Source organism: Ornithinibacillus halotolerans (genome assembly GCF_014637405.1).
Lineage (GTDB): Bacteria > Bacillota > Bacilli > Bacillales > Amphibacillaceae > Ornithinibacillus > Ornithinibacillus halotolerans.
Genome location: NZ_BMEY01000001.1, coordinates 17,202 through 37,064 on the forward strand (window position 1 = coordinate 17,202; position 19,863 = coordinate 37,064).

At 34.4% G+C, this 19,863-nt stretch carries 27 protein-coding genes and 1 pseudogene; 26 read left to right on the forward strand and 2 right to left on the reverse strand.

Translation table 11 applies throughout. The features are described 5' to 3' along the window. Window positions 1–25 precede the first annotated feature (25 nt). The 3 genes from IEV35_RS00120 to IEV35_RS00130 all read left to right on the forward strand — a co-directional run bounded on the left by IEV35_RS00120 (window position 26) and on the right by IEV35_RS00130 (window position 2,461). The gene (locus tag IEV35_RS00120; protein ID WP_188382652.1) at window positions 26–724 is read left to right on the forward strand and encodes a hypothetical protein; all 699 of its coding nucleotides are present in this window, start codon (window positions 26–28) and stop codon (window positions 722–724) included. Between the two features lie 765 nt (window positions 725–1,489). Continuing rightward, window positions 1,490–2,050: a dienelactone hydrolase family protein gene (locus IEV35_RS00125; protein ID WP_229740585.1), complete on the forward strand. Its 561-nt coding sequence runs from the start codon at window positions 1,490–1,492 to the stop codon at window positions 2,048–2,050. A gap of 123 nt (window positions 2,051–2,173) precedes the next feature. Next, a complete protein-coding gene (locus IEV35_RS00130; RefSeq protein WP_188382654.1) occupies window positions 2,174–2,461 on the forward strand; it encodes a hypothetical protein in 288 nt (95 codons plus the stop codon). Window positions 2,462–2,568: 107 nt separating this feature from the next. On the opposite strand, the gene IEV35_RS00135 is transcribed toward IEV35_RS00130, so the two are convergent. Next, a complete protein-coding gene (locus IEV35_RS00135) occupies window positions 2,569–3,057 on the reverse strand; it encodes an SRPBCC family protein (RefSeq protein ID WP_188382655.1) in 489 nt (162 codons plus the stop codon). 450 nt (window positions 3,058–3,507) lie between these two features. Here IEV35_RS00135 and IEV35_RS00140 point away from each other — a divergent pair, with 450 nt between their 5' ends. From IEV35_RS00140 to IEV35_RS00170, 7 genes are all read left to right on the forward strand, one after another. Then, window positions 3,508–5,505 (forward strand): bifunctional diguanylate cyclase/phosphodiesterase, encoded by a 1,998-nt coding sequence (locus IEV35_RS00140; RefSeq protein WP_188382656.1) that lies wholly within the window; start codon window positions 3,508–3,510, stop codon window positions 5,503–5,505. Between the two features lie 185 nt (window positions 5,506–5,690). After that, a complete protein-coding gene (locus IEV35_RS00145) occupies window positions 5,691–6,362 on the forward strand; it encodes a hypothetical protein (RefSeq protein WP_188382657.1) in 672 nt (223 codons plus the stop codon). A 365-nt stretch (window positions 6,363–6,727) separates the two neighbouring features. Then, a complete protein-coding gene (locus IEV35_RS00150; RefSeq protein ID WP_188382658.1) occupies window positions 6,728–7,195 on the forward strand; it encodes a GNAT family N-acetyltransferase in 468 nt (155 codons plus the stop codon). A 213-nt stretch (window positions 7,196–7,408) separates the two neighbouring features. Then, complete coding sequence (locus tag IEV35_RS00155) at window positions 7,409–7,633, forward strand: DUF3923 family protein (protein WP_188382659.1); 225 nt, start codon at window positions 7,409–7,411, stop codon at window positions 7,631–7,633. 165 nt (window positions 7,634–7,798) lie between these two features. Then, complete coding sequence (locus IEV35_RS00160; protein WP_188382660.1) at window positions 7,799–8,425, forward strand: cysteine peptidase family C39 domain-containing protein; 627 nt, start codon at window positions 7,799–7,801, stop codon at window positions 8,423–8,425. Window positions 8,426–8,471: 46 nt separating this feature from the next. Next, complete coding sequence (locus tag IEV35_RS00165; protein ID WP_229740586.1) at window positions 8,472–8,672, forward strand: hypothetical protein; 201 nt, start codon at window positions 8,472–8,474, stop codon at window positions 8,670–8,672. A 109-nt stretch (window positions 8,673–8,781) separates the two neighbouring features. Continuing rightward, on the forward strand, window positions 8,782–9,231 hold the full coding sequence (locus tag IEV35_RS00170) for a WapI family immunity protein (RefSeq protein ID WP_188382662.1): 450 nt from the start codon (window positions 8,782–8,784) through the stop codon (window positions 9,229–9,231). Window positions 9,232–9,393: 162 nt separating this feature from the next. Here IEV35_RS00170 and IEV35_RS00175 read toward each other — a convergent pair. Further along, a pseudogene (locus IEV35_RS00175) lies at window positions 9,394–11,458 on the reverse strand (catalase). A 201-nt stretch (window positions 11,459–11,659) separates the two neighbouring features. Between IEV35_RS00175 and IEV35_RS00180 the strand changes: the two are divergent. The 16 genes from IEV35_RS00180 to IEV35_RS00255 all read left to right on the forward strand — a co-directional run bounded on the left by IEV35_RS00180 (window position 11,660) and on the right by IEV35_RS00255 (window position 19,675). Beyond that, window positions 11,660–11,896, forward strand: a complete 237-nt coding sequence (locus IEV35_RS00180) for a hypothetical protein (RefSeq protein ID WP_229740587.1) — start codon at window positions 11,660–11,662, stop codon at window positions 11,894–11,896. Between the two features lie 288 nt (window positions 11,897–12,184). Then, window positions 12,185–12,712, forward strand: coding sequence for a sigma-70 family RNA polymerase sigma factor (locus tag IEV35_RS00185; RefSeq protein ID WP_188382664.1), 528 nt, complete (start codon window positions 12,185–12,187; stop codon window positions 12,710–12,712). After that, the gene (locus IEV35_RS00190) at window positions 12,702–13,676 is read left to right on the forward strand and encodes an LCP family protein (RefSeq protein ID WP_188382665.1); all 975 of its coding nucleotides are present in this window, start codon (window positions 12,702–12,704) and stop codon (window positions 13,674–13,676) included. The genes IEV35_RS00185 and IEV35_RS00190 overlap by 11 nt, the downstream gene beginning before the upstream one ends. Further along, window positions 13,669–13,923 (forward strand): hypothetical protein, encoded by a 255-nt coding sequence (locus IEV35_RS00195; protein ID WP_188382666.1) that lies wholly within the window; start codon window positions 13,669–13,671, stop codon window positions 13,921–13,923. Before IEV35_RS00190 ends, IEV35_RS00195 begins: the two co-directional genes overlap by 8 nt. A 246-nt stretch (window positions 13,924–14,169) precedes the next feature. Then, on the forward strand, window positions 14,170–14,964 hold the full coding sequence (locus IEV35_RS00200) for a cytochrome c oxidase subunit II (protein WP_188382667.1): 795 nt from the start codon (window positions 14,170–14,172) through the stop codon (window positions 14,962–14,964). A gap of 130 nt (window positions 14,965–15,094) precedes the next feature. Then, window positions 15,095–15,844 (forward strand): SDR family NAD(P)-dependent oxidoreductase, encoded by a 750-nt coding sequence (locus tag IEV35_RS00205; protein ID WP_308419752.1) that lies wholly within the window; start codon window positions 15,095–15,097, stop codon window positions 15,842–15,844. A gap of 24 nt (window positions 15,845–15,868) precedes the next feature. Next, a complete protein-coding gene (locus IEV35_RS00210) occupies window positions 15,869–16,216 on the forward strand; it encodes a DUF4260 domain-containing protein (protein WP_188382668.1) in 348 nt (115 codons plus the stop codon). A gap of 39 nt (window positions 16,217–16,255) precedes the next feature. Further along, a complete protein-coding gene (locus tag IEV35_RS00215; RefSeq protein WP_188382669.1) occupies window positions 16,256–16,471 on the forward strand; it encodes a hypothetical protein in 216 nt (71 codons plus the stop codon). Between the two features lie 149 nt (window positions 16,472–16,620). Then, window positions 16,621–16,905 carry a DNA-binding protein gene (locus tag IEV35_RS00220; protein WP_188382670.1) on the forward strand — a complete coding sequence of 95 codons (285 nt, stop codon included), beginning with the start codon at window positions 16,621–16,623 and terminating at the stop codon, window positions 16,903–16,905. Between the two features lie 24 nt (window positions 16,906–16,929). Beyond that, window positions 16,930–17,100 carry a hypothetical protein gene (locus tag IEV35_RS00225; protein WP_188382671.1) on the forward strand — a complete coding sequence of 57 codons (171 nt, stop codon included), beginning with the start codon at window positions 16,930–16,932 and terminating at the stop codon, window positions 17,098–17,100. A 134-nt stretch (window positions 17,101–17,234) separates the two neighbouring features. Then, entirely contained in the window at window positions 17,235–17,588 is a 354-nt protein-coding gene (locus tag IEV35_RS00230) for a Fe3+-siderophore ABC transporter permease (protein WP_229740589.1), read from the forward strand. 56 nt (window positions 17,589–17,644) lie between these two features. Next, on the forward strand, window positions 17,645–17,914 hold the full coding sequence (locus IEV35_RS00235) for a hypothetical protein (RefSeq protein ID WP_188382672.1): 270 nt from the start codon (window positions 17,645–17,647) through the stop codon (window positions 17,912–17,914). A 96-nt stretch (window positions 17,915–18,010) separates the two neighbouring features. Then, on the forward strand, window positions 18,011–18,418 hold the full coding sequence (locus IEV35_RS00240) for a hypothetical protein (RefSeq protein ID WP_188382673.1): 408 nt from the start codon (window positions 18,011–18,013) through the stop codon (window positions 18,416–18,418). A gap of 34 nt (window positions 18,419–18,452) precedes the next feature. Further along, entirely contained in the window at window positions 18,453–18,629 is a 177-nt protein-coding gene (locus tag IEV35_RS00245; RefSeq protein WP_188382674.1) for a hypothetical protein, read from the forward strand. A gap of 265 nt (window positions 18,630–18,894) precedes the next feature. Beyond that, the gene (locus IEV35_RS00250; protein ID WP_188382675.1) at window positions 18,895–19,314 is read left to right on the forward strand and encodes a hypothetical protein; all 420 of its coding nucleotides are present in this window, start codon (window positions 18,895–18,897) and stop codon (window positions 19,312–19,314) included. 70 nt (window positions 19,315–19,384) lie between these two features. Beyond that, on the forward strand, window positions 19,385–19,675 hold the full coding sequence (locus IEV35_RS00255) for a hypothetical protein (protein ID WP_229740603.1): 291 nt from the start codon (window positions 19,385–19,387) through the stop codon (window positions 19,673–19,675). Window positions 19,676–19,863 lie beyond the last annotated feature (188 nt).

Here is a 19,863-nt window from a genome sequence, read left to right on the forward strand (position 1 = left end):
ATATTTTGAGAGGGAGGGTAACATAGTGAGAAAAATATTCTTTCTAATGCTCGTTTTACCAACTCTTTTCCTTACAGCGTGTAGTGAAGATGCGATAGAAGGGGAGGAGTATCCCTATGGCCATTATGAAGATGACAAAATGATCGGTGAAGTAATGGAAACGAACAAGGAGGAAGGTATCATCCAAGTTGATATTTCAGAATGGGAAAAACGCGACCACAAAGGCCCAGATATGACCGATGAAGGATATCATTATTCAGCGATGATAAATGATGGGACAGTTTTTGCCTATGAAGATGGGACAGAGGCAACGATGGATGATCTAAAAATAGACCAAAAGATATTAGTGAACCCACCCCGCGGAGATGAGTTTGAAGGGATCGCTGAAGAAATTATTTTATTAGACATGACATATGAGGAAAAATATTGGAGGCTCCTCTCCCGTTCTCATGGCTTCAACATTATGGTCATGTATCACCCTGAAGAATACGTACCACCTGAAATGGGAGAAACCATGTTCGCAAATGTTATGGACATTTTAGAAGGCACAGACATTAGCGCCGGGGCTGGATGGTTACCTTATGAAGAAGATTATATTGTTGATTTTAAAGAAGAACTTGATATCGAAGAGTTCCCTGTTATTTTAGTTTTTGATACAGAAAAATTACTATTTAAAACTTATGATGTAGAGGAATTATATGCGTATTTTGAAGAGATGAAATGAATGGTATGATTTTAGAGGCGTTCTGGTGTTTCCTGGTGAAGCAGCAGAACCTTTTTTGTTTAGGTTTTAATGGGGGCGTAATCTGCCGAAAATAGGCGGAATCTTCCAAACTGACGAGTAATCGGCCAAACTTGGATATAATCTTCCAAACTGACGAATAATCGTCCAAACTTGGGTGTAATCTTCCAAACTGACGTGTAATCGGCCAAAATTGGGTGTAATCTTCCAAACTGGTGAGTAATCGGCCGAAATTGGGTTAAATCTTCCAAACTGGTGAGTAATCTGCCAAATTTGAATTTAATCTTCCAAACTGACGAGTAATCGGCCAAAATTGGATTTAATCTTCCAAACTGACGAGTAATCGGCCAAAATTGGGTGAAATCTTCCAAACTGACGAGTAATCGGCCGAAATTAGAATTAATCTTCCAAACTGACGAGTAATCGGCCGAAATTGGAATTAATCTTCCAAACTGGTGAGTAATCTGCCGAAATTAGAATTAATCTTCCAAACCTGCAAGTAATCGCCCGAAATTTAAGTATAATCCTCCATCCCAGCGTGCCTCTAGTGCCTCTAATTTGTAGTAATCCTTTTAGAAGCTACTGTATATATTGAAAAAGGTCGAATAAATAATTTGGGGACTGGTTCTGGTACTTAACACTCATTTTTTCAAAAATTAATGTGTTTGCAGGTTAATTTGGTTTTCGTGTCGAAGATAGATATGTAGATTTCACTTAATTGGAGGAAAAACAATGGCAGAAGTTTTGTTGTTTCACCATATTTTAGGTAAAACAAAGGGGATAGAAGCATTCGCTGAACAACTCAGAAGTGCTGGGCATACAGTGCACGTACCAGATTTATTTGACGGCCGAACTTTTTCCTCTCTGGAGGATGGTTTGGAATTTGTAAATGAGATTGGATCTGAAGAATTGATAGAACGAGGTGTTCGGGTAGCTAGCGAACTTTCAAGAGATGTTATCTATGCTGGTTTTTCACTGGGGGTTATGCCAGCACAGAAGCTTGCACAAACTCGTGAAGGAGCTAAAGGCGCAATATTTTTTCATGCATGTCTCCCGACTTCGGCATTTGAGTCTCCGTGGCAGCCCGACTTACCTGTACAAATTCATGCTATGAATGAGGATCCATTTTTCGTGGAGGACGGGGACATCGATGCGGCCCGAGAACTTGTTGCTTTGGCAAACCACGCTGAACTATTTCAGTACGAAGGCAAGGAACATCTTTTCACTGACAATAGTTTACCGTCTTATGATGCTGATGCGATGAAACTTGTCATGAAGCGAGTTCTTAAATTTCTAGCAAATTGGTAATTGATAGTATTTTCACCAACTGAATTCCAGGGTGATATTTAGAATGTTTACTATGCAATCTTATATAAAATTGCATAAATATGAGATAATTCACATAATTTGACGACTATATGGAGGTTAGTAATGTTATTTATGATTTTTGGCTTTATTGCCATCATAGCAACTTTAATCAATCTTTATTCCTATCATTTAGGAAAGGAATACAAGTTAGCTATGGCGATTGGGCTATCCTTTACAGCTTTAACAGTTTGCGCGGAATATAGTCTAGTATCTCGTTGGGTAGCAGTGGAAGATTGGGCAGCGATAGAGGATGTAGTTCCTGGAATGGAAAGAGCTTTATGGTTTTTAACAATTGTTTCTATTCTACTAAATATCATGCCTATACTTTTAGAGTTAAAAAAGAAGAAATGATTTTTATTAGTGTTAATTCCAAGTGATTAACACTTTTTTTATGATTATTTATAGACAAGAAAACCATCTAAATCCGTCATGAATCTAGATGGTTTATAAAAATATGGTTATGGTTGACAACATAAATTACCTTCGCCTTTTTCGAGCGCTGATTTTAGACTTTCAAGAACTCCTGACCAAGCCATTTGATGCCATTCAAATGCTTCTACCCATTCTTCTTTATCTTTAAATCCAATATGTTTAAGAGTTACTTTAGTGGAGTTTTCATTGATTGATTGGAGATTGACACAAACCGTTGTTAATTCATTGTCATTGTTCATTAATTCCTCAAATTGGTCAGGACCTTTCCATGTAAAATGTAGCTCTTTTTTAGAAATAAGTTTTGTGATTTTGCAACCTTTCGTATTCATGCTTGTACTATTTCCCGGTATAAAATATAACTCATATGCACCACCTTCTCTTAAATCTACGACCGCTTCAGGTGCAAACCATTCTGATACTCGTTCTGAGATTGTCCAAGCATACCATACTAAATCTAAAGGTGCGTTGATCGTTACCTCTTTAGTAATTGCTTTATTATTTGTAGTAGTTTTCAAAAGAAATCTCTCCTTTTGCTATATTATTCCAATTAAATAATAACATTATTGGATAAATTATGAAATAGCATATTAAGAGTAAATCAATTATATTTTTCGTACCTTCTTGTCTACCTTTTAAACTTGCTCCAAAGAATTTATGAGTAGTCTATAAAATAGTACAATTACAGAAGCATTTTAAAAGTTTTCCATCCCCGTATAAATTCTAATAAGGAAATAATAAAAGAATTGGGTGATCCATAGTCATTTACCAATATTATTTTTTGTAAAAAATTCCTCATTAAGTTAGCATAGACCCACGTAAATATGTTATTATTTTGATTGTGATTTTTTTCTTTCCTATAAAATACCTCAAATAATGTAATCAAATTTTTATAGAACCCCATTTATATTTTTTAGATTTCATTCTAATAAAAGTAAATAATAATGTCTTTTAAGGGAGGGGATTTGTTGACTGTTAGTTATAATTATTACATGGTTGCATTATCATTTTTAATTGCTATATTAGCATCTTATTCCGCGTTAAGTATTGCTTCGAGAATTTCGAATGCAGAAGGAAAGATGCGATTTTTTTGGTTGTTTTCTGGGTCTTTTGTCATGGGTACGGGTGTTTGGTCGATGCATTTTGTTGGGATGCTTGCATTGCACGCGAATATGGCGGTAGCGTATGATACTAAACTGACATTTATTTCGTTATTTGCTAGTGTTATCGCTTCTTTTATTGCATTTCTTATAACGATGCCAAAGCAAATTAAATGGAATCACATCGCTTTTGGTGGGTTATTTATGGGTAGCGGAATTGTAGCCATGCATTATTTAGGAATGGAAGCAATGGTGATGGAAGCAGAGGTTTCCTATCATCCATTCTACTGGACGTTATCAGTAGTCGTTGCCATTGTAGCTTCTTATGTTTCATTACTATTATTTATTAAGTTTCGGAATTATACATCTTCCAGCTTGTTAAAAATATTCTCAGCCATTTTTATGGGTATTGCGATAACTGGTATGCATTACATTGGTATGCGAGCGACAATTTTTGATGTTCCATCAGGTGCGGAAATGGTCCATAATTCAGCAAAAAGTATGTTTCTCGTGTATAGTGTAACGGGTAATATTGCGATCATCTTGTTAATTTCATGGGGAAGTATTTTCTTTGATCGGCATGTACTAGAAAAGATGGCTTATCGAGATAGTATTACGAATCTACCGAACCGTCATGAGATGACTCGTTTTTTCAATAAAGCGGTAGAAAAGGAACAGTTATCGGTTATGTTTCTTGATTTAGACCACTTCAAAGTAATTAATGATACATTAGGCCATGATATTGGTGATTCGTTAATAGAAGAAGTGGGCAAACGGTTAAATCAATTTATCAGTGAAGATGTGAAGGTGTTTCGAATTGGAGGAGATGAGTTTCTCATTATCGTGAAACAACATGACCGACAGACTGCGGAAACATTAGCAAAAGAAATCTTATCTTCTCTTAAAAAGGTATATGATATTAAGGGAAACACCCTTTATATAACAGGTAGTATCGGGATAAGTATCGGCGTCATCCATGACGAAGACCGTACTTTCTTATTACGAGCAGCAGATACAGCAATGTACAAGGCGAAGGCATTAGGGAAAAATCAATACTGTGTATATAACGAGAAAATGGGAAAACAAGAAGTACGTAAAATGGAGATTGAGAAAGATCTACAACGAGCTATTGATGAGAAACAATTTTATGTTGTGTATCAACCGAAATGGAATGTGACAAGGAATCAATTATGTGGGTTTGAAGCATTAGTACGTTGGGATCATCCTCATTTAGGATTAATATCTCCAGTTGAATTCATTCCCGTTGCTGAAGAGAAGGGGCTTATTGTTCAGTTAACAAATCTAGTATTAGAAGAAGCCTGTTACCAATGTAAACAATGGCAGCAGCGAGGGATTATCCAACCGGTATCGGTAAATATGTCTGTCGTTCTCTTTCGAAATGGGAATTTATTTGAAACTATTCAACGTGTTTTAAAAGCTACAGGGTTAGAGCCACATTTACTAGAGTTAGAGATTACGGAATCGATGGTATTGGAAGATATTAATAATATTAATCAACAATTAAATATGATCCGTTCAATTGGAGTTCGGGTTTCTTTAGATGATTTCGGTACAGGCTACTCATCGATTGGTTTGTTAGACCAGATTCCAATTGATGCGTTAAAGTTAGACCGACTATTTACGAATGACTTAGATACTCCTAGTAAACGGGCGATTATTAATGCGATTATTTTAATGGCAGATAGTTTGAAAATAGATGTTATTGCAGAAGGGGTCGAAAATGAAGACCACACGGAATCGTTAAAGGAACTAGGTTGCCAAGTCATGCAAGGATTCTACTATGGTAAACCAATGAAAGATAGAGATATTGATAATTGGATAAGTAATTCATTAGTAGTCGAATAAATAGAAGTATCGAAAAAAACAGCGTAGTGATATGCTGTTTTTTTCTTTTTTATTAAATAGAAAATCAAGTGAATTTTATCTATTAATATATATTTAAGAATTACAATTATGGTATGCTATGTTTAGAAAATATTAAAATTTACATAATTTAATAGAACTTTAGCCTGAATTTTAGGGGGAATAGTATGCAATCATCCCAATGGTTACAAGGTGGTCCTTTCCTTGAAGTTAGTTTTCTATTACAACTTAAAGAGGATAAAAGGAAAACTATCCAATTTATTCTTGATAATTTATCGAAGGTTAACAACAATATTGAAATTGTTGATGATAATATAGGTGAGGTAATGGATGCTTTTGAAGTAGGCTATCCTTACGACGAAGGGGATGTACAAACAACACACATCCATTCTTTTAGTTTAAATTTATATGTCTATCTCACGAGGAGACGAAAATCAGTATTACAAATAGATCTGGTCTCATCTAACACAGTAATGGTGAACTTTATGTTTTATGGTTCTACTATGGATGCAGGAGAGTGGGAGCAAATAGGAATTGAACAAGATGAGTATACAGACTTCACAAACTTCCTAAAGAATTTGTATGCTGTGTATGAGTTTGAAGTTGGTGGCATTGCAATGGAAGAAAATGTTCTTGAGTTATTTGGGAGTGAAGAGATATATCCAAATGAATGTTATCGGTATGAGGCCTTAGATCCTGAACGTTTTCTGCAAGAATCATCTGCTTTTATCGATATTATATGGAAAGATACAAATAAGAAATTATTAGATGTTCCATTCAATCACGTAAGACTTGATAAGCAAGGTATTCTTATTCATGTTTGTAGTTTTAATGACTAATATTTGAATATAAATCAAGTGTTGATTCACACTTGATTTATATTTAAAGAATATTTTGAGCCTTATGTCATTGGGTGTTAAAATTATTATATAGTTCAACATGCTATTCAACTATCGGGCAAGTTAGTGTAATTATTGCAGGGTTTTTAGTATCATTTATATTAAATGGATTCGTTTATATGCAATGGATTCAATCATCTATAATAACGAGTGATAGTAGCAGTTTGAGCTGTTTCCTATTCCTTTTCGTGCTAGTCATCTCAAAAGTATTTATTGCTCCAAAAACGCATCATAAAAATAATATCACTGTATTAAAGTAGCTCATACATATGTACAAAGTAGAATCAATAAAGGAAGAATTTGTTATGCAAAACATACCAAAAGTTACATTAGAGGAAGTTCAGGTAGATAGATCGCGTTTTTTAGATTATCTACTTATTGCCGATGAGAGTGAAAAAGTCGTTAAGGATTACATAAACGATGGCGAAATGTTTTCCATTCATGTAGAAAACGACTTAGCGGGAGTCGTGTTATTTACTTATCACGCTGAACACGTAATGGAATTGAAAAATATTGCAGTAGCACAAAAATATCGTGGAAAAGGGATCGGGAAGCTAGTAATCAATAATGCATGCCAACTTTATCAAGGTAAAGGAATTAAGAAGTTAATCGTAGGAACGGCAAATTCTAGTATTGGTAACATAACTTTCTATCAAAAAGTAGGGTTTCGAATGGTTGAAATAAGAAAAGATTTCTTTAAAAGCTATCCAGAGCCAATCTATGAAAATGGTATAAGAGCATTAGATATGGTTATGTTTGAAAGAGTTTTATAATGAATAATGCATAAATACATACATAGTTTTGTATTCACCAGTATTGCTAAGGATTTGATGAAAAAACTACATAGTTGAACAAGGCGTTCTTATAATTGGAACGTCTTTTTTCTTGAAACGCTTTTTTGAATTTTGTGGTAATATTAGGTGTAGGTTTAAAAGGATCACAATAAAAGAGTTTTGTTAAGGTTTTCAATTAGAAGGGGTGAAAATGTGAAAAAGCGGTGGATCTTTTGGTGGATGTCTAACATATTTTGGATCTTCATTTTTGGAGTATTGGCAGCAATCATTGCACTAAGGGAGGTTGATGGCGCTGGTGCTATTCAAACCCCTGAGCTGAGACTAGTTGCATTTATAGTTTTATTGATTGCGTTTATCATCCCAGTAATTATTCAAGTTGTATGGCTAATTATTAATGTAACTAGTACCCGTAAATAGGAGGAGAACGGGAAGAGAGAAATAAGACAAATAAATAAAAAGGTAACAAGGTAATGCAATATCATCACCTTGTTTTTTTGTGGGAAAATATAAAAATTGCTTGAAGATTATGTTAGACTTATTATCATATTTCGGAATAGGATTTAAACAAGCGGGGGAAAAAGGATGTTTATCGTTAGAACGATTATTATGTGGGTAGTTATTTCAACTGCCATCAATGCATATTTGATGACTCTACCAAAACCTGTGCTACGAAAAAAAGATTATCCAGCAACCTATTTTATTCGTAGAACAAATCGGATAGATAGACAAAATAAAAGGGAATGTGCTGCATTTTCGAGTGCCTATATTTTACGCCACTTTGGAATCGAAGCGAATGGGGAGGAACTATATCAGAATTTTCCGAGTAAAACGAGAACAGGAGATGTATACCCGAAAGGAATCCGTACCGTTTTAAAAAAGAAGGAACTTAAAACTAACTATTATAAAGGGAATATCCATACATTAAAGTACGAGGTTAGTAAAGGAACACCTGTGATCGTATTCATTAAGGTAAACAAAAATAGAAGAAATTTACATTTTGTACCGGTAATCGGATATGATGAGAAATATGTTTATCTTGCGGAATCATTAGGACACTTAGTAAATTGCCAACATAACAATGAAGAAAGAATGTACAATCGAAAAGTCCTAATTGAGGATTTTAAGAAATTATGGGATGTCAAAACGATTTATACGCTTTTCTATAGCAACACATACATAACTGTCGAGAAAAGTAATGGTGAGCATTAATCTAATAAAGATAGCTATTAGAAATAAACAGCATTATAATAGGAGAATGACGTACAAAGAGGAGCAAAAGAATATGTCGGAGAAAAAGAAGTTAACTACTAGAGAGATTGTCCAACAACAGTTGGAACGTAAAAAGCAAGCTCAAGAAAACAACAAGCAAACAATGCATGGCAACGGTGCAGGAAAGCATATGAAGAGCCAACTTGCTAAGAAACCAAGTATGACCCGTCGTAAAATGGGAAGTTAATTTTTGTTGAGCTAGTTACTTTCATATTTTAATGTAGAGAGACATCGATTGGTATAGAATTGATGTCTTTTTTGTTCGAATAAAATTCTCATTGAAATGGGTGGCTATTATGAGTGGATTTATAATCACTGGTAAAAATGGAGTGATTAAAATTGAATTCAGCGAAGTGTTTGGTTTTCCTAAGGAAACTAGTTATTTAGGTGGTTATGATGTTAAAGGAAAAATAAACATCCAATGTGGTAATTTTTTTGTGAAAGATGCTGATTTGTGGTTCTCTACTGGTCAGGTATATCAGTTCTTTACTAGGTTACAGAAATGCTATAAAGACTTGGCTGGTAGTGTAACTTTTATAGATGCAGACAATAACTTTAAAATGGAAGTCTATTTTAACAGACTTGGACAAGTAAAGATTCAAGGCTTTTTTCAAGAAGTAGCCCATCTAGAAAATATATTACAGTACCAGTTTGAAAGTGAACAAAGTTATTTAACCTCAACCATAAAAGAGTTAGAGGAAATTGTTCTATACTATGGCGACATGGAAGGGGAAAAATGCTGGTAGCAAGTAAAATTAATAAAAGAGTTAAAACTGTTACTAATTAGTGTTATTTTCAGTATGATTCAAATTAAGATGCTTATTTTTCAAACAAAGGAACCACACATGACTTGGGTATCATGTAAGGTTCCTTTTTAATGTGCAATTTCCTTTATTACTATTTAATTCTTATTTCGTAATTCCGGTCATCCCTAAAGACGCAGGACCTGTTCCATCATCCCGATTCCAGAAACGGGACTGAGCAATTGCGGCTACAAAGTCCAGTTTGAAATTATCGCTATTTCCTGCAATAACGACACCTTCAAGGTTTTCCATTCCCGGTCCTTGAATCATTGCTTGACCTGTTAAAGCAATCCCAATCGGCTTGTACAGTTTATATGCCATGTTCATAAACTCTAAAACATTTTGAGTAAATCTTTTTTGATTTGAACTATTTCCTCCTACTACATAAACAGAGTCTACTAAGTATGGTCCTGAAGTGAGGAATGTTTTACCGACTTTGATTTTCGTTCCGTTAGCACCAGTTACATATCCTAATCTCTCACTAATAATATCGTAAAACACCTTTTGTTGGTCAAAGAATTCCAGGACTTCTAACACTTCTTGATCTGTAAACCCATCTCCAATTAGTACGCCAACCTTTTTAGTATAGGCACTAGGTGGGGTATGGTATTGACTTAATGATGCATAACTTTCGGAGACTGGAACATGACTACCAGTTGGGCGGGCTACACCGATATTATCGGCAACAGTTGATGCTAATTCCACATCCACATTCGCCAGTAAATTCACATTTTGCTGACGAACGGACTCATCCACTACGTTGCCGAGTTGATAGCTAAATGCTTCTATTGTATGCATTTTTTCAATAGGTGTTAAGCTATTCCAAAAGATGCGAGTCTGTGAGTAAAAATCATTTACCGAGTCAACATGAGCTCTTGTTGTGTGACCCCCGACTTCTTTCGGAAAATGTTCATAGCCGCCTTCTTCAATTGGTGTCTCATGTGGTGTATTATCTGCCAACGAATTATTATGGTAGTTCACATGAACGACATCAATTCGCGTCCGCATTGGTCCTCGTCTTTGGTTATTATGGAATGGACAAACTGGTTTATTAATCGGAAGTTCTTGGAAATTCGGCCCAATCCTGTAAAGTTGTGCACTATGATAGGCAATTAATCTGCCCTGTAATACGGGGTCATTCGAAAAATCAATACCAGGAACAACATTGGCAGGGTTAAATGCAACTTGTTCGGATTCCGTATGATAGTTTTCGATGTTTCGATTTAATGTCATTTTACCAATAATCTCTACTGGAATTTTTTCTTCCGGCCAGAACTTGGTCGGATCAAGAACATCAATTTCATATTTGTCTTCATCTCCAACTGGAATCAGTTGTACTCCTAGTTCATATTCTGGATATGCTCCTTTCTCAATTGCATTCCGAAGATCTTTTCGATGAAAATCAGGGTCAATTCCACCGATTTTAATCGCTTCTTCTTGAAGGAGTGATTCCACACCAAGAACCGGTTTCCAGACAAATCGTACGTACGTCGCTTTTCCTTGGTCATTGATAAACGTATACGTATTAATCGACCATGATTCCATATGACGATAACTTCTCAACACGCCTCGATCAGACATAATCCAAGTAACCATATGAATCGCTTCTGGATTGTTTGCGACATAATCCCAAAATCGGTCATGTGCACCGGTAGCGGTTGGAATGTCATCATCTTGTTTGGATTGGTATGCATGCATCGCGTCAGGAAATTTCATTGCATCAAAGTTAATTAGAACAGGCATTGCAATCGTTGTTAGATCATAATTTCCTTCATCTATACATCTTAACTCCTTGACAACGTAGATCCCTTGCCGTATCATAAGATCCTTTTGCGCCTTGAACCGTTGAGTAACGAATGGTAAGTGGTGTCTTTTTCCCTGGTTCTGATAAAAAATTCGCTTTCGTCACATGCTTCATCGATTTATAACATTCAAACTCTCCATGAGCACTGTATCCTCTAGCGTGAACCACTCGTTCAGGCTGTTCTTCATGGACAAAATGAGTTATCTTTTCAAAGTACTGCCAATCCTCATGTATGGTTGGACCGCGTTCTCCCGCCTTTAATAATTCCCGGTCATTTGCTATTGTTCGACCTTGATTGGTGGTGAGTGGTTTTCCGATGTTTTGTACTCGGTAATCGTCAAGTTGTTGCTGCTTTTTATCTTTCATCGGTTGATTGTCCAATAAAATACCCTCCTTAAAGTTGGAAATAAATTACTATTGTTAGATTTAACCAACAACTTGTAAATATGCATGGAATCAAGAGAAATTACTAGGTGTAGAGGGCAAATAATTATTGAAGATTATTAGACTAAAATAATTGGTATGGTATTATTATTTTAAGTTGAAATCATGATAGGTGGAGTTAATTTGGTAATTGAAATAGATGGATATTTTCATCAAGTTTTGTTAATAGGTACTAGTTGTTCTATGGAGGAATTGAAGAAAAATTACTTTGAAACGAAAGAATTAATAACGGATATAAAAGACCTTCCAACTATGTTGTGCAGGCTACATCAATTTAAACAGATCCCATACGATGATCGAATTCAAGTAAGCTATCGAATCGATACAGATACAGATCGAATATATTCACCGACTTATTAGCTTTAGAGTAATGGGTATATTTTTTGAATGCCTAGTGCTTATATTAGCAAATGGCATGTTGTTTTTTACATAGTTGTAAGTTTATTTTATCAATTATTATAAAAGTGGCTTGAAAGGAAAAAAGTCTGTAAGTATTAAATAATCTATAAATCTGTATCTTTCCAATACTTGCGAAGATACAGTTTTTTTTATGCGATAATATGATTATGAAAATAAATGTCATATATTGAACCTTTAATACGTGGTTAATCGTCTAATAGCTGAATTTGATGAAGAGAGGGGAGAAGAATGGATAAAGCTGAGAAAGATTACATATTGGAAGACATCATGAAGGAATATGGAAATGAACTTGTGCGTCTAGCTTTTTCTTATGTGAAGGACGTCGAAATAGCAAAAGATTTAGTACAAAATTCATTTATAAAATGCTATAACCATCTAGAGTCGTTCCGCCATGACGCCCAGATGAAGACATGGCTATACCGAATAACGATTAATGAATGCAAAGATTATTTGAAGAGTTGGAATTACAAAAAGGTTTTAGTAAAAGATTTTATAAATGAAACTACAAAGTCAATATTTCCATCGACAGAAAAGGTCGTAATGGAAAATATGAAGAATGAACTAATTAAAGATACAATATTTTCTTTACCAAAAATATATCGAGAAGTGGTCTACCTATATTATTATGAATCTTTAAAAGTTGAGGAGATTGCTAGTGTGCTAGACATTTCCATTAATACAGTGAAAACCCGATTGAGAAGAGCGAAGCAAAGATTAGAGCCGATGTTAAAGGAGGCTGTGTCTCATGAGAGATAATAGTTGGGTAGATAGGGAAGAATTAACGTTTACGGAAGAAGATCGACAAAAAGTATTTCAACAACTGAAACAAAAGAACCATAGTGCAGAAAGGAAATCTCTTATTTCTATTTCAAAAAGATTAACATATGTTACTGCTTCTTTATTCGTCGTTGGCTTATGTTTTCTATTATTTTTACCATCCATACTCTCTGAAAACATCTTGAATGACGGTACAAGGACGAATCCAGCTAGTGTAGTTGGGCAATCAGAAAATACACATACAGGATTATTATCAATAAAAAATGAAAGTAATCGAATACCGATTAATCTGTTATTTTCCTATAGCGAAGATAAAAATGAAATGAAAGTTATATCAATCCCACGTGATACGTACGTACCAATCATAACTAGTGACGGTACGACGATGTACGATAAGTTGGCACATGCTTATGTTTATGGTTCAGATGGGGCAGGAAGTGTAAAAAATTCTGTATCAGAACTGTTTGATCTACCCATTGATTATTACGCTGTTATGCACCTAGAAACTTTTTCCACAATGGTTCATTCTGTCGATGGTATCGAGTTCGACTTGGAAGAAGATGTTCGTATAAGAGCAATTACACAAGACGTTTTTGACCTTCCAAAAGGACCAAATCAGTTAAGCGGGGAAGAGGTAGTAGCGCTAATATTGGATGCTACAAATGGTAGCAGTATCGGCTCTGAGACAATAGAAATTCTTTTAAATCACTTATTTAACAAACTATTTACTGAAATTCCACAGGAGCAATTAGAAGATGCTTTTGCCGAAATAGAAGGCAATATCCCAAAACAGTTATTGGATGAGTTGCCAGAACTTCCACAGACCCAATTAGTATCTTTAACAGATGGAATGATACCTGTAATGAAAAATGAACTGTATTACATTGAATTTGATAAAGACTTTTTAGATTCTGCTTTAGATGAGTTTACTACATTTGAATAAATGGTGGGGGGCAGGTACTGGAATTGACCTGTCCCTTTTTGTATTTATTTTGCAAATGGGGAGTGTGTATGGTCATAATGCAATCGTTTATGAGCCCGAACATTTGGAAATGAAAGTGAAAGGTTGTATTGAAGGAGTCAATAAGACCGAATTTCTAAAAAAGAGAGAGAAAGGTCACATAGCGGTTGTCTATGAACCCAATATTAGTAATAAGAAGGTTGTAAGTTCACATAGAGGTATTCTATAAGCCCAAATTTATAAAAAAGAGAATGGAAGGTCACATAAGAGAAGTCTATGAACCCAAATCAACAGAAATTTATGTAAAAGGTCACATAGTAAATTGATAGATCCTTCTTCAGCTGAAGAGTTACCTAGCCATAACCTGTCACTTCTTTTCCTATCTAGTAAAATAGTACTGTTTTTCAAATTAAGGCGTGTATACTCCTATTCGTTTTATATAATGGAATCAGCATTACGGATAGGAGTGTTTCATTTGACTTATTTTATTGTATTTCTAATTGGTGCGATTCCACTATTAATCCTCATTTACAGCTTAATCGATAGACAGAAAGGAAAACGAGAGAGGGTAAATTGGAAATGGGCAGGAATTTCTTTTGCGGGAAATCTCATTGGCTATATAGGGCTATCTTTTTATTATAAGTACAAATTTGATTTTCCTATTTTTCCTAATTTATATGACATTAATATTCTATTAATCATTGCGGGGGCTATTTTTGTCATTGTTGGAGGAATATCGCTATTTGTCTATTTTGATTTTAGAGGAAGAGATGTACCAAAATCTGTGCATGATCCGAAGTTGCTTCCTGTTATTACGTTTAGTGTTCCATTATTTCTTATATACATAGGAATCATTCTTCTACCAATTACGGAAAAAATAAATTATTCTGTTTCGATGGACATGGTAATTGAAATGACTGAGAATTATGCTGAGGACAAGGAGTTTTCTGTTATATTAACACTTTCCGACAATAAGTGTTTAGATAATAGTTCTTCATGCCGTGATTCAGCGTACAAAAATTATTTTTTTGTGAAGAACAATTTAGAGAAATCGCAGGAAGTACAAGTAAGTATTCGTGCCTATAAAGCGAATAAAGAGATTCAAATGGAAATTAATTCAAATATTATCCAGTTAGAACCTGGAGAAATTAAATTAATTACGACGGAAGATTCTCCTACGAAAACAAGTCCATGGAACAATTATTCTTTTGAAACAGATAAAAGAATAGAATATTATGATTATGCTTATAGGTATAGAGACATAGAGTAACGCGAAGAACGAGAAAACTTTATGCATCCTAAGTAGTAGCTTTGATTAATTTTTAGTTTTCTTTCATGTATGATAAAAGGATGATTATAAAATGGAACAGTATTGGAATCGTAAAAGGATGTGGGATCGAGTGGATTTTACAAATCAAACAGTAATCGTAACAGGGGCTGGAAATGGAATTGGGAAAGGGATTGCTTTTCTATATGCAGAAAAAGGAGCTAATGTAGTTCTAGCAGACATCGATGCAACTGCTGGAGCGCAAACGGTTAAGAAGATAAAAGAACAAGGTGGCAAAGCACTTTTTATTCAAACAGATGTCAGACAGGAAGTAGACATTATTCAATTAATGAACAAAGCTCATCAAGCGTATGGACAGATCAACGCTTTAATCAATAATGCAGGAGTTTCTAAATTTCAATCTCCTTATGATTTATCAGTAGAAAATTGGGACGATATCATCAATACGAACTTAAGAAGTGTATTTCTAGCATCACGTGAAGCGGCAAAATGGATGCGTCATGATGAGGAAGGTGGATCGATTGTAAACATCGCGTCCACAAGGGCTATTATGTCAGAACCAAATTCGGAAGCCTATGCTGCAACAAAAGGGGGTATTGTAGCTTTAACTCATGCACTTGCAGCTTCCTTTAGTGAAGATCGGATTACAGTAAATGCGATATCGCCAGGTTGGATTGAAACAGGTAATTATGAAAACTTAACAAAATCCGACCACGAACAACATCTATCCAAGCGTGTCGGTAAACCTGATGACATTGCTCGTGCTTGTCTCTATTTAACGGCTAAAGAAAATGATTTTGTTACTGGCATTAACTTAGTTGTTGACGGTGGAATGACGAGGAAAATGATCTACGAGGAGTAAAAATAAATGGGGGAGAGGATGTCATTGGTTAAAACACTGTTACACATAGAAGGGTTTGCCGTATTTGCATTTTGTCTGTTTATATATGGTTATAACGAATTCAATTGGTTATTATTTTTTATTTTGCTGTTAGCGCCTGATATTTCCATGCTAGGTTATTTACATAACCCTCGAACAGGTGCTATGCTCTATAATATATTCCATACATACGTAACACCATTGATTGTTATTTTTATTGCCTTTTTATTCTCTTATTCTCTTATTTTAGCAATTGGTATCATTTGGATGGCTCATATCGGAATGGATAGAATGGTAGGATATGGGTTGAAATATCCGCAAGCATTTAAAGACACGCATTTAAATCGAGTGTAGATTCAGTTGACTCTACAGATAGGAAGGGAAAGTTGATTCTTGAAAAATTCTAAAAGACTTTCGTTAAGTATCGCAATAATAGTTACTATTTTTATTCTTACAGTTGGGGTTGTGTTGATTAATCAAATACATAAAAATCATCAAGCTAATCAACTAATTATTGAGAAATGCTTTGAGAACTTTGATGAATTAACAGAAGTAACCGTGACAAAAGATGGCCTCTGGTCCCCAGTAAAATGTGAAAAAAAAGAGTAAAGAAGACCAATTCAGGTCTTTTTTATTTGATTTTCTTTTAAAAATAAAAAATTAGAATAATTTAGTAAATAAGGTACACAGAAAGTACAGTTTATGAAATAATTATTGTAAGAATAGCTAGTGAGTGTCATAGAAATGGGGGAGATTTTTTGTTTGTCTTAGGTTTACTTTTTCTAGCGATAGGGATTGCATTTCTCGGTTATTTTATTGGATATGGATTACAAAATCTTGGTCAGCCTAAATTAGATAGAAGAGCAGCTCGATTCATAACGGCAGATGATTTGGGTATCGAACTAAATCTAAGCAGAAAAGAGTTAGAAGATTTATTACGTAAATATCCAAATGCACCTAAAATCGAATTAGATGGAAAAACGTATTTTCAATATAATGTGTTCGTGGAATGGCTTTCGACAAAAGAGATATATACGGAATAAATAATGGAAGGGAGTTGTTAGATCATGAGGAAATGGGTATACGGAATTTTATCTGTTATTGGTTTTTTAGCTTTATTTCTCATTGATATGACGATGGTAGTACCATTTGCATCTAACCAACTTATAGCTTCTGGGATAGTTTTTGTATTTTATCTTTATTTGACCTATTTAATTGTTTTCCGCAAAATATTTTAAAATGGGTGCGAGGAAGGTAGTCATTTAACATGACTGCCTTATTTTTTATTAACAAATCAGAATGTTATGGTAGTATTAACTTATTAAATATAACGATAAATCACGGAATAATACACAGCAAAGGACAAGGTCGTATGATCATTAAGATTATTTTTTTAATTTTAATTTGGGTTTTACCTATTGTTATGTTGACAAGGACATATGTAAAAATGAGTAAAAAGGAACAGGAAGAATTTAAGGGAGAACTCAGAAACCCTTACGCTCTACTTATTGTGGGACTATTAACTATTGGACTATTATTATATTTTTCAGGTTTTATACTATTAGTAAAACCTCTTCAACATATCGGAGTCTCCTTCGTATTTATTTATTGGTTAGCTAATTGTATTAATGGATGGAAAAACGGAAAGTTACACGGTGCCACAAGTGGTTTCCTCATTTTTCTAGGTGTAATTGGAATTACTGCTTATGGGTACGTAAATATATAATAAATAAAAGTAGATTTTAGAAGGCATGCTGTTTAGCGGCGTATAGGAGGAATTGGATGAATGGATTGAAGTGGGTTAGCCCATTAACAATAATTGTTGGTATTGTATTTATTATATTTGGATGGACGCAGTCTTGGGATTATTATGCAGATAGTACAGTTATTGAAGAAATTTACCTTAACCGTACTATTAGGACGTATGTATTTATCGTAGGAGGAATACTCCTTATATTTATTGGGATATTATTTCAAGCCGTGATTAAATACATAAACTCATTGGAAATTAGGATGTATCAATTAAGAAGGGAATTAGAAGAAAAGAAATAGATTACGTGTCCAAAGGAAGGAATAGAAGGTGATCCAAGTGGGTCACCTTTTCTCAGCAGAAATAGGTTAGTAGACTAGGTAAGAGGTGGCTTAAACATGAAACGAATCGTAGTAATTGGTATTTTAGTATTATTTTTAATTGGTTGTTCCTCAGCGGCAGAGACGCCTATTACAGATGAAGTTGTTTTTCAAGGGGAAGGAAAGGATTGGGTTGTTACATATAGTTTTAACCCAGAATTATATGAAGACAAAAAAGTAAACTGGGTAGAACTGGAACATAAGGAAAGGGAACGATCAGATATTGATATAAATGAAATAAATATCGAGTTCGAAGGTCGTGGCGGAACAGTTACTGGTAACTTAGGTGATATGAAGACGAAATGGAATGGTAATCGTGTTTCGTTTTTGATTGGTACAGTAAATTTTGAAACATATGAAGAAGATGAGTTTAGAATAGTAGTAAAAGAAAGTGAGAAAAAGGAAGTTATTACGTTGCGTAAGTAGAATTATGAAATCAGGTGTTAGCGGGGGATATTTAGTGAAAAGAGTTATGTTGAAATTCTTTGTATTCTTCTTGTTTTTATTTACTGTCAGTTTAATTATAAATCAAATTTTTAAAGGATCATTAGAAGTCTTAACTGCTTTTTCTACTACATTTGGTTTTTCGTTAGGATATGTTTTAATTGGAGTCCTAATTGAAAAAAGGAAGAACTAATTTAATTATATATACTTGTTTTTTTGAATTTAGTGGGCGATTATTAAGGTCGTCTTTTTTGTTGTATAAATCATTAATTATTATCTGAATTTTTATGTTATTATGGTATGGAAATAACTTATTCGGTTAGGTAACTGGAAAGGGGTAGTCTGATCTGAAATTAAAAATTGGTCTGTTTGCTCTTTTAGGCGTCCTGCTGCTTTTTCTTGCATGGAACTATCTTCCTACACCTTATGAAGAAACTGTCGAAGGGGTATTTTACAGTTTGGAAAATGAACAGTTAACAGAGAATATTCAGTTCCATATCAATGGAAAACTAGAAAATCGAATATTTGGAAAGAAAAAGTTCGATGGTAAGGTCGTATTAGAAGGAGATCATTTACCACCTGTACAAGGAATCGACGAAGAAGGGCTACAATTATGGTCAGAAGATCGATATGGTGTATTACATTCATTTGGAAGTGTTGATGCAGATGGAAATTATACGCCTAGTATCCATTTATATGGAATTGTATTTATTGATGAGGATTTTTCCAACTTTACGATTCAGATTAATCCAGTAGATGAACAACAGCCTTGGTTAGAAAGTGAACAATTAATGATTACTGCACCAGCTAGTGGTAGGGAAGAAGCGATAAAACTTTCTGATCAATTAATGGAAGAATTTATGATGAGCCGGAAATAGACTTGCATCAGTTAGTTCATAATTATAGTTTAAATAGATTACATGATTCAAGGAGTTGATTGTTTTGAGAGTGTTATTCGAACTGTTACGTGTACTCGTCATTCTTTTGTTTTTTGGTGCTATTTTAGGGGGAGCAATGAACGTATTGTATGGAATGTTCGGAGTAAATGTTGCCAATACAAATGGTGGGTTTTTAATTGGAGTTGCTATTTTAATCTTACTGTTCGTATTGTACAGAAACAAACTTCAATTCATAGGATTTTATAAGGGAGATGGAAGGGGGAAACTACCTAAAAAAGTAAGTGCTTCCCTTGTCACAAGTTCTGTATTATTGATGCTGATCGCTCCTTATGTACAATAATGTCTTTTCTTTACATATTGAATAGGTGACTGACAGTACAGATAATTTGTTCTGCTATTCTTTAAAAACAGGCGATAATCTTTAATAGGTGATCCTAGTAGGGTCGCCTATTTGTTTTGTTTAAATTTTTGAATTTATTTTGGAATATAATGCTAGGATTAAGGTGTCATGATAATTTAACTTATAAC

Coding starts and splice junctions, on each gene's coding strand:
- IEV35_RS00225 (WP_188382671.1), top strand. CDS start 16,930: ATGAGGAAATGGGTATACGGAATTTTATCTGTTATTGGTTTTTTAGCT.
- IEV35_RS00130 (WP_188382654.1), top strand. CDS start 2,174: ATGTTATTTATGATTTTTGGCTTTATTGCCATCATAGCAACTTTAATC.
- IEV35_RS00230 (WP_229740589.1), top strand. CDS start 17,235: ATGATCATTAAGATTATTTTTTTAATTTTAATTTGGGTTTTACCTATT.
- IEV35_RS00165 (WP_229740586.1), top strand. CDS start 8,472: ATGACGTACAAAGAGGAGCAAAAGAATATGTCGGAGAAAAAGAAGTTA.
- IEV35_RS00160 (WP_188382660.1), top strand. CDS start 7,799: ATGTTTATCGTTAGAACGATTATTATGTGGGTAGTTATTTCAACTGCC.
- IEV35_RS00240 (WP_188382673.1), top strand. CDS start 18,011: ATGAAACGAATCGTAGTAATTGGTATTTTAGTATTATTTTTAATTGGT.
- IEV35_RS00170 (WP_188382662.1), top strand. CDS start 8,782: ATGAGTGGATTTATAATCACTGGTAAAAATGGAGTGATTAAAATTGAA.
- IEV35_RS00145 (WP_188382657.1), top strand. CDS start 5,691: ATGCAATCATCCCAATGGTTACAAGGTGGTCCTTTCCTTGAAGTTAGT.
- IEV35_RS00235 (WP_188382672.1), top strand. CDS start 17,645: ATGAATGGATTGAAGTGGGTTAGCCCATTAACAATAATTGTTGGTATT.
- IEV35_RS00150 (WP_188382658.1), top strand. CDS start 6,728: ATGCAAAACATACCAAAAGTTACATTAGAGGAAGTTCAGGTAGATAGA.
- IEV35_RS00185 (WP_188382664.1), top strand. CDS start 12,185: ATGGATAAAGCTGAGAAAGATTACATATTGGAAGACATCATGAAGGAA.
- IEV35_RS00190 (WP_188382665.1), top strand. CDS start 12,702: ATGAGAGATAATAGTTGGGTAGATAGGGAAGAATTAACGTTTACGGAA.